This window comes from Hyphomonas oceanitis SCH89 (genome assembly GCF_000685295.1).
In the GTDB taxonomy this organism is placed as follows: domain Bacteria; phylum Pseudomonadota; class Alphaproteobacteria; order Caulobacterales; family Hyphomonadaceae; genus Hyphomonas; species Hyphomonas oceanitis.
In genome coordinates this window covers 33119-46063 of sequence record NZ_ARYL01000021.1, presented here as the reverse complement: position 1 = coordinate 46063, position 12945 = coordinate 33119, and the positions used below count along the sequence as shown (strand labels likewise).

The following is a 12945-nucleotide window of genomic DNA, read 5'->3' as shown; positions in this document are numbered from 1 at the left end:
GGCGCGGGTCGCTGTCACAAATCCACTAACTCACGAGCGAAGTTTTCTGATATTGGCGTATGAAGCTTCACGGCTCTTTGCCGCTTCCACACACCCAGCTCTCCCAAGCCGATATCGACACTTCCATTTATTGTTTCTGCACAGAGCGACAGACGGTTCGCGTCAGCATTGGCAAGCGGCAGAACATTGCCAACTTCCAGCCGCGAACACTCGGCGATCGTGAGCGTCATGCGCTCCAGAACCACGTCCAGCGATATTCCCGATGCCCGGATAGATGCGCTGAGAGATTTCGGGGTTTGCTGGCATGCCTCCTGCTTCCTGACTTCCTCGTGCCGCAGTTCGGTTTGCGCATGTTGCTGCATGAAATCAAAGGCGTACATAATCTTGAGAACGGAAACGCCGCCCCCAAACTCAAGCTCGAGATCCACCCGCAAATACCGACTGGCATTATCGAACCCGCCGACAGCCGATTCACTATCGCAAAGCGGAGATTGCTTCGCAGAAACTTCATGTCCTTCGAGAGGCGCACCCATCTTCTGCCAGAGGGCGACGGAAGTTTGCTCGCAAAGAAGCTTGAGAAAGAGTGAGGAAGCGTCTGCCAGACTTTCGACATCCTGATGCAGGCGTGCGGCTGCACATTGTATCGCAATGCGATTATCCAGCGTAACCGAGGCAATGCCAGACGACAGGTTGGCGGCCATAAAGAAGGTAAACGGATCCTCAAGGATATCGTCTGCAGCACTGGCACCAATCACGCGGCGACCGATGATCTTGACCATCGTCTCCGCACCCAAATTCGCATGGGCCCACGCCTCTGCGCTGGACTGCACCTGCTCCCAGAACGGACGCAGATTTGCGATGGATGGCGGAACACCAGCTCCCGCTTCAATCTTTTTCCGTAGAATGGCGGACACGAATCACCTGCAACTAGAGGGATAATAACCCTTCCAATTGGTGACTGACCCGTTGAAAAAGAATTAACGGAAGACCTAAAGTTAAGCATTGAACAAGCAATGATCCTTCACTGATCTTTGGTAAACGAGTCCCATCATTCGACTGGCGGGACCTATGGAAATTCAAAACGCAGCTATCGTGCAACCCACGATCATCAAGCGCCGGCGCGTGGTTAAGGCCGCCGAGCACCACGGTGGTGCGTGGAAGGTTGCATACGCCGACTTCGTTACCGCAATGATGGCGTTCTTCCTTCTGATGTGGCTGCTTAACGCCACGACGGAAGAGCAGCGTAAAGGTATCGCCGACTATTTCAGCCCTACCATCCCGATCTCCCGCATATCAGGCGGCGGCTCTGATGGATTGAACGGCTCCTCGATCATGACTGAGGAAACCTATGCCCGTATGGGAACAGGCGCGTCTCGCAAGGAAACGATCGCCAACCATAGCGATGGCAAGCAATCAGAAGCCAACGAGCGTAAGATCGCCGCCGAACTTGAAACACTCAAGCAGTCGATGAGCGCTGAAGGCCACCAGCTTTCCGAGCACATGATGATCAAGATGTCGCCTGAGGGACTTGTCCTCGAGATAACCGATTCCGAGGACGCACCGCTCTTCCCGATCGGCCAGAGCGATCCGTCTCCCCTGCTCACGGGTATGCTGGGCCAGGTAGCGAAGTCCTTCGGGACGTTCCAGAACGATATCAAGATCGTTGGCCATACCGACAGCCTCAGCTACCGCGACGGCGCTGTGTATGATAACTGGAACCTGTCATCGGACCGGGCCAATGCAGCGCGCAAGCTATTGCTTGCCGCGAATATGGACCCCAATCGTATTCTCGAAGTTTCCGGCAAGGCCGACACGGATCCGCTGATCCAGGGTAATCCGTCCGCACCCCAGAACCGCCGGATCTCGATCACCATCCTGACTCGTTAACAGAACGGCCCGATCGGTTAGCCGCTCATTAACTATCAAGGGTTAATTTTGGTTGCTATACCTTGCAGGAGCAACCGTACATGAGCATCTCTTCGTCCCTGAACGCAGGCGTGATGGGGTTGAACGTCAACTCCGCGCGTCTCTCGACAATTTCAGACAACATCGCGAACTCATCCACTGCTGGCTACAAGCGCAGCCAGGTGGATTTTTCAAGCATGGTGATCCAGCAGAGATCATCCGCCTACGCCGCTGGCGGCGTGCGTGTGGATACTTTCAAGGACGTTTCAGCCAGGGGATCGCTCATCTCGACTGGCAGCGCAACGGATATCGCAGTCTCTGGACGCGGACTCCTCCCGGTGACCGACACAAGCGGTTTGACATCAACAGCGTCGAATAGAAACATGATGCTTGTGCCGACCGGCTCCTTCTATGCCGACGAAAACGGCAACCTACGCACACAGAGCGGACTGTTCCTCCTTGGTTGGCCCGCCAATTCGTCTGGCGAAGTCGGCAATGTCAGCCGCAATAGCGGTGTGAACCTGGCACCCGTGAACATTTCGACCTCGCAGTTCACTGCGACACCGACAACCGAAATGGACATCGGCATCAACCTGCCAGCCGACGCGACCAATGCTGGCTCCACGACAGGCGACTTCAACCTGCCGGTCGAGTATTTTGACAATCTCGGCCGCGCCAACACGCTGACGTTCCAGTTCTCCCCGGTGGTTCCGGCAACGGGCGCCAGCAACCAGTGGAAAGTCGATATCTTTGACAGCGCTGGCGACCCAGCCGTCTCGATTGGTACCCTGGACATGGAATTCAGCGACGCACCTGTCTCCGGCGGACGCATCCTGAGCGCAACGGCAAGCGGCGGAGCGACCTATGACGCGGCGTCCGGCGCTATCTCGCTCACGCTTCCTCACGGCCCCGTATCGGTAAACATCGGCCGCCCTGATGATAGCCAGGGCATCACACAGCTGGCAGCCCCTTTCTCGCCAACCAATGTTTCCAAGAATGGCGCACCGATTGGCGATCTTAAGTCAGTCGAGATCGACGAGAAAGGCTACTTGCAGGCCGTATATGACACGGGCCTGCGCCGCACGCTCTACCAGATTCCGGTTGGCGACGTACCGAACATGAACGGTCTTCAGGCTCTTGATGGCCAAGCTTATAAAGTCTCAGGTTCGAGCGGCAGCATGTACCTGTGGGATGCTGGCGCCGGTCCAGTTGGCGCGGTCGCCGGGTATTCCCTAATGGAATCCACGACAGACATCGCCGCTGAGCTTACAGACCTGATTGAAACGCAACGCGCCTATTCGTCGAATGCAAAGATCGTCCAGACAGTCGACGAGATGCTGCAGGAAACGACCAATCTGAAACGCTGATAAGCAGCGCTGAAAGGCGGCCGCACACGTGACTCTGTCCAGTGCTATCAATTCTGCAAAGAGCGGCCTTCAGATCACAAGTCTGAGGGCCGATATTGCTGCAACCAACGTCGCCAATGCCTCAACGCCCGGCTATGTAAGCCGGGCGCTTGTCGTATCGGAAAGACGCGTTGGCGGCACCGCAGGTGGCGTGGAGGCCATCGGCATATCCCGCTCGCAGAATTACGCACTGACAGCAGAGCGGCGCAACCTGACGAGCGATTACGCGCAAGCGGACATGTTGACTTCGACATGGAAAACCCTGTCCGCCCAGATCGGCAATTCTTCGGAAGGCACAGGACTCTTCAAGGCATTCTCCGGCCTTGAATCGACCCTGTCAGATCTCGCCCTGTCGCCGGAATCCAGCTCGAATGCGGCAGCCGTGCTCAGCTCGGCCAAGTCCGTTGTTCAGGAACTCCATAACCTGTCGCAAATGGTCGACAGCCTCAGATCCGAAGCAGACCACGAAATCTCCAACGGGGTTGATATCGTAAATTCGGCTCTGAAGACGATCCAGAACATAAACGGTCGCTTGTCGAGTATGGACCGGACGTCCAGCCAGGCAGCCGGATTGATCGACGAGCGCAATCGCGCGCTCGACACGATTTCGGAATACATGCCGGTTCAAACCGTTGATCGCCAATATGGCGCCATTGATGTCGTGACGCCCGAGGGCGTCTTCTTGCTAGCGGGTACTGCGCGCAAAATCGAATTCAGCCCGACCTCCGCCTTTGGCCAGGGTGATACGCTAGCCAACGGGACCCTGTCCGGAATGAGTGTGGACGGCATCTCGATCACACCCGGCTCCTCCTCCTATGGCGCCGTATCAAGCGGCGTATTCGGCGCGCTCTTCACGCTGAGGGATCAGGACCTGCCGGCGGTCGGCGCCCAACTGGACGCGCTGGCAGGCGACTTGATAACACGCTTCTCCGATGACGCCCTCGACCCGACCAAGACACCGGGCGAGCAAGGCATTTTTGTCGATTCAACGGGTGCAGGCGGCGTCGGCCTTGCCAGCAGGATATCCATCAACGCCGCCATAGACCCGGACAAGGGCGGCGGCACATGGCGGCTGCGTGACGGCATCGGCGCGACCGCGCCAGGTCCGACCGGCAATGCAACAATTCTGAACGGCCTGCTGGGCGCATTCAAATCCGCGAACCCCATCAATGATTCAGGCATCCAGGGGTCGTTCTCTTCCGTCGAGATGGTCGCGCAATTTGCCTCTCTTGCCGGACAAAGCCGCGTTCAGAATGAGACTGTTCTGTCGTCCACGTCTTCTCAGCACGCGATGCTTCTCCAGGCTGAACAGGCGCAGAATGGCGTCGACGTCGACACCCAGATGCAGGACCTTCTGCTGATTGAGCAAGCCTACGCAGCCAATGCGAGGGTAATCGAGATCGCGAGCCAAATGATCCAGCGGCTGATGGATATCTGATATGCTTCGTTTCCTGCCACCCTCCTCTCTCACCTCATCGCAGGGCCTCAGTCCTGAGATAAAGGCCATTCGCGATCGTCTGGAGACGACGTCAAAGGAGACGGTGACCGGTCGCTACGAAGACATGACGCGCCACCTCTCGGGCCGGATCAGCCAGGCCATGCTTGGCCAGAAGGCGATCGACGACATTGAGCAACAGGGTGTGCGTCTTCAGATCCGCGAAGGGCGGCTGGAACTGACCCAGCGCAGTCTGGAAGTTGTTCAGAGCAGCATCAGTGGCCTTCCCGCACGCATGCAGGCCGCCCTGGCGTCTGATGACGTTGCGTCGAAAACGGCGACCGCTCGAGATTCCAGGTCGGCGTTGAGCGAGACCTTTTCGGCACTCAATGTCCGCTATGGCGAGAGATATCTATTTGCAGGCGACGCAGCGACAACGCCGCCCTTTGCCTCGGTCGACGACTTGTTGTCGGATATTCGGCAGATCGCGACCACGGCAACAGATGACGCTGACTTTGCCGCACAATTGGACACCTATTTCAACTCACCGACGGGCGGGTGGCGAGCAAATATCTATGCCGGAACGGAAACGGCGTCTGATCCTGAGTCCGTTCCCGGCACAAATGACAGCCTGTTAAAGATTATCTCCGGATTAGCCGTCATGGCGCTTTCCGGGCCGGACGAGGCCCTTCCCATTCTGAATGGTGCAAGCTCTGCTGTCGCTGTTGCCGCGCAGAGCCTGACTGACGGGCAGACTTCATTGATCAATGTGCGTGCAGTGGTTGGCCTTTCCCAGGCTCGCGTGCAGACAGAAAAAGAATCACTTGGGGTCGAGAAAACCGTTCTGACAGCAGCCTTCAATGAGCTGACAGCCCGCGACCAGTATGAAGCCGCCTCCGAACTCAAAGAGCTCGAAAGCAGCCTTGAGGCCGCCTATACGCTGACGTCGCGCCTCGCCAATCTGACCCTGCTCAATTTCTTGAGGTAATGCCATGACCCGCGCCCCCCGACTCAAGGCCCTGATCGCGGCAATCCTCTTTGCATTGCCCATGTCGGCCGCCGCTGAGCCACGCATTCGCGACATCGTGGATGTTGAAGGCGTGCGCGAGAACGATCTCGTTGGGTATGGCATAGTCGTTGGCCTCAACGGCACAGGCGATTCCGTCAAAAATTCCCCCTTCACCGAGGATTCCCTGTCTTACATGCTGGAGCGCCTTGGCGTGAACGTTCAGGGGGAAGACATCAAACCAAAGAACGTCGCGGCTGTACTTGTTACGGCGACCTTCCCGTCCTTTGCACGTAACGGCTCCACGATAGATGTGACCGTTGCCTCGATCGGCGACGCGAAAAGCCTTGAGGGTGGCACACTTATCCTGACGCCTCTCAAGGGCGCCGACAATGAGGTCTATGCTGTCGCGCAGGGCAGCATCATTGTCAGCGGCATCAATGTGCAAGCTGCCGGCGCCAGCGAGTCGCGCGGCTCGCCGACCACAGGCGGCGTGCCGAATGGCGCCCGTGTTGAGCGTGAAATCAACTATGCCTTCAATGACCGTAACATCGTCACGCTGGCCCTGCGCAATCCCGATTTCACGACCGCAGCCCGGATTGAAGACACGATCAACAAATCCGTTGGTTTCCAGATGGCTTCGATGCGCGACTCCGGCACGATCGACCTGGACCTGCTGCAAGTGACTGACTCCCCTTCCCGCGTGCTCGCCAGCATCGAGAACCTTTCGGTCGCCGTGTCGACACCTGCACGCATCGTGATCGACGAGAAATCGGGCACGATTGTTCTGGGTGAAGATGTGACGATCTCGAAAGTGGCGATCGCCCAAGGCAATATATCGATCAAGATCGTGGAATCGCCGATCGTGTCCCAGCCAAATCCGTTCTCGCAAGGCGAAACCACGACCGTACCACGTTCGCAGATCACGATCGGGAATACCGGCAATGGCAATATCGCGATGCTTGATGAAAACGTTTCCCTGTCCCAGTTGATCACCGGGCTTAATGCGCTGGGCGTGTCACCTCAGGAAATGGCCGATATCATCCGGGCGATGAAGGCCGCCGGCGCGATCCACGCCGAGCTGATCGTACGCTAGAGGGCGTTACTTGAAGCTCAGGCTTCAGCTGACGCTGGGGTCGTCACGAGCGTGATCTGACCACTGCGCTTCATGGTCATGAGCATGCTCAGGAACTCGCGCTGCACCTGTTCGCCTTCGACCGGCGAGGGCGCTTTGGCCTCCCCCAGTTCCTCACGCAGCTTGTCTGCCAGACGCGAGGAAATGTTGCCCAGCAGAAATTCCGCCACGGCAGGGTAAGGCCCTTGCAGACTGCTGAGCAATTTGAGCGAGGTGGCCTCGTCCAGTTCGCGGAAAACGACAGGCACGCCATTCTTCGGCAGCATGTCCGGCAAGCCATCAATCGTGAAGAGTGACTTCTGGATACCCTGCAACTTGTCCTCATGCGAGGTCTCGAGGAACTTGACCAGCGTGTCGCGTTTCTCCGCCGGAATAAGGCTCAGCAATTCACCAATCGCCGACAGGTGATCATCATTCTCTTCAGATCCTTCGTCTTCATTGTTGAGAAATTCCATCTCGATCATGCGGGCCAGAACCTGGTCGATTCCCGGATCCACCCTCTGGGCCTGCACCATGAAGCCCATGGCAGGCGTCAGTTTGGAATCGTCCAAGAGGGCCAGGACTTCCGATGCGACTCCAAGCTCCATCTTGCGGAGGATAAGAGCGATGATGTTGGGAGAGAGCTTGCCTAGATAGGCAGCGATCTGTTTGGGCTCACGGCGGGCAAAGCGCACCCATGGGTCGGCTGATACTTCAGCCGTTCCAGGCACAGCCTGCTTGCTGGCTTTTTCATCGCCCATGATCATCGCAAGCTTTTCGGCGTCGAGCACGCCCGCCAGCACTTCGCGGGCCTTATCCCGTCCGCCGCGCAGGGCACCATCGGAGCCGCGCAAATGGGTCAGGAAGTCGATGACGATCGCGACAATCTCGTCGCGTGCCACGAAAGAGATATTCTGCAATGCTACCGCCACCTTTGCCAGCGCCGCATCATCCAGTTTCTCGACAATCGGCTTGGCAGCCGCCTCGCCCAGCATTGCGATGATAACAGCGGCGCGTTGCGACGGCGAAATCGTCGACACTGGCACAAGCCGTGGCACAACCGGCTCAGGCGTTGTTGAAAGTCTCGTGGCCAGTTCCGTACGGGGCTGGGTGCTCATCCGGTATATCCTCTCAACACCGCTTCGGTGATCTTTAGCCAACCATCAGCCAGAATGAAGAATCCAAGCTTAAACGGAAGGGAAACAACTGTTGGCGGAACCATCATCATGCCTACCGCCATCAGGACAGACGCGACGACCAAGTCGATCACCATGAAGGGCAGGAAGATCACAAAGCCGATCTGGAAGGCATGCTTGATTTCCGACAGCATGAAGGCGGTTGCCAGAAGGGAAAAAGACGGTGCCTCACCTTCCACAACCGGACGGTTCACAGCCTCACCGAGCACCACAATCGTTTCCGGCTCAATACGGCGCGACATGAATTCGCGAAACGGCCCGGTCGTGTCCACCCAGGCCTGCTCCTCTGTCGACACGCCATCCATATAAGGCGAGATGCCTGTCTCCCAGGCATCCTTGAAGACCGGTTCCATGACGAAGAAGGTCAGGAACATGGCAAGCGCCATGATCATCATGTTCGGCGGCGCCTGCGGCACGCCAATGGCCTGGCGCATGAAGGAAAACACGATCACCATGAAGGGAAGGCATGTGACCATCATCGCGATCGCCGGCACGAGGCTCAGCACCGAGATCAGCAGGAATAGCTGGATTGTCGAGCGGCTGAGCCCTCCCCCCGCCCCGTTCAGGACGTCATCGAGGCCTGTCATGGGCGTCGGCGGCGCGGCTTGCGCATGGGCAGCCATTGCGACGCACCCAAGCGCCGCAATCAGGATTGCCAGAAAGCGATAGACGCCGACGCTCCTAAGCGATGGCATCGCCTGCCTGCTCTGATATTTCGGTGATCTTGACGCCCAGCGATCCGTCTTCTGTTTCGACCAGTTCGCCCCGCGCGATCAGTTTGTTTTCGATCGTTATATTGACAGGATCATCAATGCGCGATGTCAAAGGGACAACTGATTCAGGGCGCAGTTCGAGAATTTCCGAGACACTCAATCGCGCCTGCCCGATGGACACCGTAACGGTGACCGGTACGTTGAAAATAGAGCGCCGGTACTTGTTTGCCGTCGTCGTTTCGCGCCGGTCGGTATCAGGTTGTTGAATTTCTTCGGGGTTTGCCATGATTTTACTCTTTGATCGGTGCTTGAGGGGAATCCAGCTGGGCAAGGCAGGCCGTTAGAAGCCCATCGAAATCGAAGGTGACACCGCCGGTTTCCCACGACACCTCTACGCGGGAACTCTCGTCTGATCCGGCTGCGACGACGGCACATCGCTCACTCAGCGCTGGCGAGGCAGCAACCAGCTCACGCAACTTTTCGGCGAGGAGCGATTGCGCGCGAATCTCAACGGCGGGAGCCGTCGTCGGCACCATGGAACTCAGGTGTTGTGCAATCTCTTGTGCCAGAAACGCGCGAGAGAGCTCCGGAAAAAGGCGCGCAGCGAGGGCCTGTGTTGTCTTGAGCGTTTGTTGACGCGACTCTCTTTCCAGCCGTTCTATCGTGTCCGAGAGCGCCGCCACGACAATCTCGACATCAGCAAAATCCGGGTGAACGGGCGCCATTATTTCAGGCTCGGGATCGGGCGCCGCTACTTCCGGAACAGGCTGTTCCGGCTCAGGCTCAGCAACCGTCTGTCTCAGAAGAATGCGGCGCGCATTGGACACAGGCGCCGGAGCGTCCGTATCAAACCGCGGCCGAGTAGCAAGGAAGCCTTCACTCATTGACAGCCGCCTTCCGGTCTTCATTCAACCATTCCTGAAGGATGGCTGCTGCATCATCCTGGCGCGTAGAAGTATAGTCTTTGAGTGACAGGAATGGGTCTGCGGCAGCGCCATCGACGCCAAGAGCAAAAGGATCGCCCGCGCCGCCAGCCATGCCTTCCAGCTGCGGCTTCTGGCTGAGCAGGGGACGGATCACGCCGAACGCCAGCACAATGACCACGAGACCGAGAACCACAATCTTGATGCCAGACCACATATAGCGCTCCATCAGCTGCTGCACGAGGCTGGGTGCCTGAACCATTTCAGGTTCTGGCAGCGCCTGGAAAGGCATGAATTCAACCGTCAGGTCGTCGCCGCGGCTTGTGTCGAGGCCAGCGCCTGAAATGATCAACTGCTTGAAATCGGCAGCCATCTGTTCGGTAAGGGTTGCCGCATCGGGGGCCGCAGGATCGATGCCAAGAACCTGATCGTTGAGGAGTACCGCCATTGAAATACGCTCAATCGCGCCCGGCATGCGCTCCGTTTCGGTGCGCGTCTCGTTGATCTCATAGGAGACCGTCTCATTCGAATTACGGGCTGTGCTATTGGACGAACCGCCAGGCGCATCATTCGCCTGCGGCAGGTTGCTCGCCGCCGTGACGGCGCCGGATGTTCCGCCGCTCGACTCGCTGACATCACCGGTCGACCGGTTTCGTACAACACGGGAGTCCGGATCGAACGTGACGGCGGATGTGCGCAGGCTCTCATGGCTGACGTCCACCGAAACAGAAACGCGCGCATTGTTTGGCCCAACGCGCGCCTCCAGCAGCCGCATGACTTTCTGCTCGAGCATGCCTTCCTGCGTCTCCGCCTGCACGCCCGGCTGCTTGGCAGTGTCGTTGCCCGGTCCGGCGAGGATGCCCTTCTTGGAATCGATGACCGCCACTTCGTCCGGGCTCATGCCGGAAATGGCGAGCGCGACCAGATACTGGATCGCCTGCGCCTGCCCGCTGGAAAGATCATACTTGGTCGCCAGCGTCACGGAGGCGGTCTCTTTCGGGGCAGTGCGCGAAAAGCCGCTTCGCAGGCTCGCGCCAATATGCACGCGCGCCGACTCGATCCCGGGTATCGCAAGGATGGTTCGCGTCAGTTCACCTTCCTTGGCACGCCAGTAAGCCGCATTGTACATCTCGGACGTGACGGAAAAGCCGTTCACGCTGTCGAGCAATTCATAGCCCTGCACGGACTGCTGAGGCAGGCCAGCCTTGGCGAGGGAAAAGCGAACGGCGTCGCGGTCCTTTGCGCCAACGAAAATCGCGTCGCCGCGAATTTCATAGGGCGTGCCACGCTTTTCGAGTTCTTCAATGATCTCGCCTGTCGGCGCTGGCTCAAGGCCGGAGTATAGCAGTGACATAGGCTGTTGCGTCGCGCCCCGCACGAGAAACGCCATTGCCAGTGCAACGCCAAGGACAGCCACCCCAAGCATGATTTGCCGAGACAACGGCAACCCTCTCAAGGTTGAGATAAAACTCATAACCCACCAACTCCGAACTGAACCCTGCTCCCGGTATTGGTTAATTTATTACGAGTAATTGTTAACGGTTCCTTTACCCCAACATTTGTTTAACAGACATCTGGGATGGTAAATTAGGTGACTGCCTATGGCGGGGAAGAAGGCTTCGAAGGCCGCGAGTACAGATGGCGTTGACGCTGCACCGGCTGGTGCGAAATCCGGCGGTGTCGTCGGCTTGGCGCTGCTCGCTGTGGGCGCGCTCGCAACCTCGTTTGCCACAGTCTTTTTTCTTACACCTTCGGCCCCTGCCGATGCGACACCGGTGTGCGCCCCCGGAGAATCACCTACAGTTGCCGAATCATCCATCAAGCCCAACCAGTCTTATGTCGAGCTTCGGGATATTCTCGTCACGATCGGAAGCGAACCAGCGACGCGGTACATCAAGTTGAAGATTGCGATCATATGCGACTCGGGCAGCACGTCCGCCGTCACCGATGCGGAGCCAGTGCTGATCGACGCCTTCACAAATTACCTGCGGTCTGTGGAGCTGACAGATTTCGAGAATCCCGGCTTTTATTCCCATATGCGGGACCAACTCGGGCGGCGCTCACAACTGGTGCTCGGTGGCGGCGTTTCTGATGGCGTCCTGATTACAGAATTCCTGTTGAGGTAAGGCGATGAGTTTCGAACCCACAGACATTGCGATCATCCTGGTGTCGAGTGCGGCCTGCGTCTACTGCTTCGTGCTCAGTCGGCGCCTGAAGGCGCTGCAGAACACAAAGGATGGTCTTGGGGCCACCATTCTGGCCATGTCCAAGTCGATTTCGGCCATGTCGAGTTCAACGCAAGAAACCCGGTCACATGTCGGCGAGATGGCCGGCCGCCTTGCCGGCCTCCTCGAAGAAGCCAATGCCACCTGCGCCCGCCTGGAGACGGTTCAGTCCTCACTGGAAACCACCCAGCAGAGCGCTGTCGATCAGGTGACCAACACGCAAACGGAACTCGGCATCATGATGCGGATCATCCTCGACCAGTCGAAGAGCCGAATCGTTGAGATGACGAACATGATGCAAGAGTTCCGTAAACTGACAGAAAAAGATGCGGAACGCGGGCGCGCCTCTGCGCCTGCGCGCAGGCCCGCCATCCCGTATCCGGCGGAATAACGCGATGAAATCATTGAATAACCGCGGCTCGTATGTCCTCCTGACGCTCGGCTTTCTCTTTGCCGTCGGTGCCGCCGTGCGTTTCCTGCCAAGCAATCTTGCAACTGCCGCAGAAGCACTGGCCGCAGGTACGCATGCCAGCGAGGAAGACGCGCATGAAGTGGTGGAAGCCGCCGCCGCACCCGAAGCAAGACCGATTGACGAAGTCTGCTTCACCGCCGAGACGGCAGCAGCAATCACCGCAGAGCAGGAGTTGATCGCCGCGCAGGAAGACCAGCTGCAGGAAGATACCCTTGCATTGAAGGCTCGCTCACTCGAGCTCGATAGCCGAACGGCTGAGCTGAACGCCCTTCAGGAAACACTCGAAGCGCGCTGGAAGGAAATGCAGACCACCTCGGACGAGGACATCATGCATCTGGCCCGCATGTACGGCTCAATGAAGCCAGACCAGGCGGCGGCCATTTTCAATCAGATGGAGCCTGATTTTGCCGGCAATTTCCTGCGCCTCATGCGCAGCGAACAGGCCGGCCTTATTATGGCCAGCATGGAAACCCGCAAGGCCTACGCTGTCAGCCTGAAACTGGCAGAGCTGAATGCCGATATACGGGATTCAGCCGCCTCCAACTGATGC

14 protein-coding genes are annotated in these 12945 nt (G+C 58.0%); 8 read left to right on the top strand and 6 right to left on the bottom strand.

The features are described from left to right. Nucleotides 1-14 precede the first annotated feature (14 nt). The gene (locus tag HOC_RS13580) at nucleotides 15-914 is read right to left on the bottom strand and encodes a FliM/FliN family flagellar motor C-terminal domain-containing protein (protein ID WP_035539503.1); all 900 of its coding nucleotides are present in this window, start codon (nucleotides 912-914) and stop codon (nucleotides 15-17) included. Nucleotides 915-1068: 154 nt separating this feature from the next. Between HOC_RS13580 and HOC_RS13575 the strand changes: the two genes are divergently transcribed. The 5 genes from HOC_RS13575 (at nucleotide 1069) to HOC_RS13555 (ending at nucleotide 6848) form a co-directional block, all read left to right on the top strand. Next, nucleotides 1069-1887 (top strand): flagellar motor protein MotB, encoded by an 819-nt coding sequence (locus HOC_RS13575; protein WP_035539501.1) that lies wholly within the window; start codon nucleotides 1069-1071, stop codon nucleotides 1885-1887. A gap of 80 nt (nucleotides 1888-1967) precedes the next feature. Further along, nucleotides 1968-3272, top strand: coding sequence for a flagellar hook protein FlgE (locus tag HOC_RS13570; RefSeq protein WP_035539500.1), 1305 nt, complete (start codon nucleotides 1968-1970; stop codon nucleotides 3270-3272). Between the two features lie 28 nt (nucleotides 3273-3300). After that, nucleotides 3301-4749 carry a flagellar hook-associated protein FlgK gene (flgK, locus tag HOC_RS13565; RefSeq protein WP_035539499.1) on the top strand — a complete coding sequence of 483 codons (1449 nt, stop codon included), beginning with the start codon at nucleotides 3301-3303 and terminating at the stop codon, nucleotides 4747-4749. Nucleotide 4750: 1 nt separating this feature from the next. Next, entirely contained in the window at nucleotides 4751-5734 is a 984-nt protein-coding gene (locus tag HOC_RS13560) for a flagellin (RefSeq protein ID WP_035539497.1), read from the top strand. A 4-nt stretch (nucleotides 5735-5738) separates the two neighbouring features. Further along, on the top strand, nucleotides 5739-6848 hold the full coding sequence (locus HOC_RS13555; RefSeq protein WP_035539496.1) for a flagellar basal body P-ring protein FlgI: 1110 nt from the start codon (nucleotides 5739-5741) through the stop codon (nucleotides 6846-6848). A 17-nt stretch (nucleotides 6849-6865) separates the two neighbouring features. Here HOC_RS13555 and HOC_RS13550 read toward each other — a convergent pair whose 3' ends face one another. The 5 genes from HOC_RS13550 to fliF are packed head-to-tail and all read right to left on the bottom strand — an operon-like array spanning nucleotide 6866 to nucleotide 11124. After that, complete coding sequence (locus HOC_RS13550) at nucleotides 6866-7984, bottom strand: FliG C-terminal domain-containing protein (RefSeq protein ID WP_035539495.1); 1119 nt, start codon at nucleotides 7982-7984, stop codon at nucleotides 6866-6868. Beyond that, entirely contained in the window at nucleotides 7981-8757 is a 777-nt protein-coding gene (locus tag HOC_RS13545) for a flagellar type III secretion system pore protein FliP (protein ID WP_035539494.1), read from the bottom strand. The genes HOC_RS13550 and HOC_RS13545 overlap by 4 nt, the downstream gene beginning before the upstream one ends. Continuing rightward, complete coding sequence (locus HOC_RS13540) at nucleotides 8744-9061, bottom strand: FliM/FliN family flagellar motor switch protein (RefSeq protein WP_051624881.1); 318 nt, start codon at nucleotides 9059-9061, stop codon at nucleotides 8744-8746. The genes HOC_RS13545 and HOC_RS13540 overlap by 14 nt, the downstream gene beginning before the upstream one ends. Before the next feature lie 4 nt (nucleotides 9062-9065). Then, nucleotides 9066-9659, bottom strand: a complete 594-nt coding sequence (locus HOC_RS13535) for a hypothetical protein (RefSeq protein ID WP_035539493.1) — start codon at nucleotides 9657-9659, stop codon at nucleotides 9066-9068. Then, complete coding sequence (gene fliF / locus HOC_RS13530) at nucleotides 9652-11124, bottom strand: flagellar basal-body MS-ring/collar protein FliF (protein ID WP_241767030.1); 1473 nt, start codon at nucleotides 11122-11124, stop codon at nucleotides 9652-9654. The genes HOC_RS13535 and fliF overlap by 8 nt, the downstream gene beginning before the upstream one ends. A gap of 175 nt (nucleotides 11125-11299) precedes the next feature. Between fliF and HOC_RS13525 the strand changes: the two genes are divergently transcribed. From HOC_RS13525 to HOC_RS21340, 3 genes are read left to right on the top strand one after another with little or no spacing between them, the layout of a single operon-like run. Further along, on the top strand, nucleotides 11300-11824 hold the full coding sequence (locus HOC_RS13525; RefSeq protein ID WP_035539491.1) for a flagellar basal body-associated FliL family protein: 525 nt from the start codon (nucleotides 11300-11302) through the stop codon (nucleotides 11822-11824). A 4-nt stretch (nucleotides 11825-11828) separates the two neighbouring features. After that, nucleotides 11829-12314, top strand: a complete 486-nt coding sequence (locus HOC_RS13520; RefSeq protein ID WP_035539490.1) for a hypothetical protein — start codon at nucleotides 11829-11831, stop codon at nucleotides 12312-12314. Between the two features lie 4 nt (nucleotides 12315-12318). Further along, a complete protein-coding gene (locus HOC_RS21340) occupies nucleotides 12319-12942 on the top strand; it encodes a MotE family protein (protein ID WP_051624880.1) in 624 nt (207 codons plus the stop codon). Nucleotides 12943-12945: the final 3 nt, after the last annotated feature.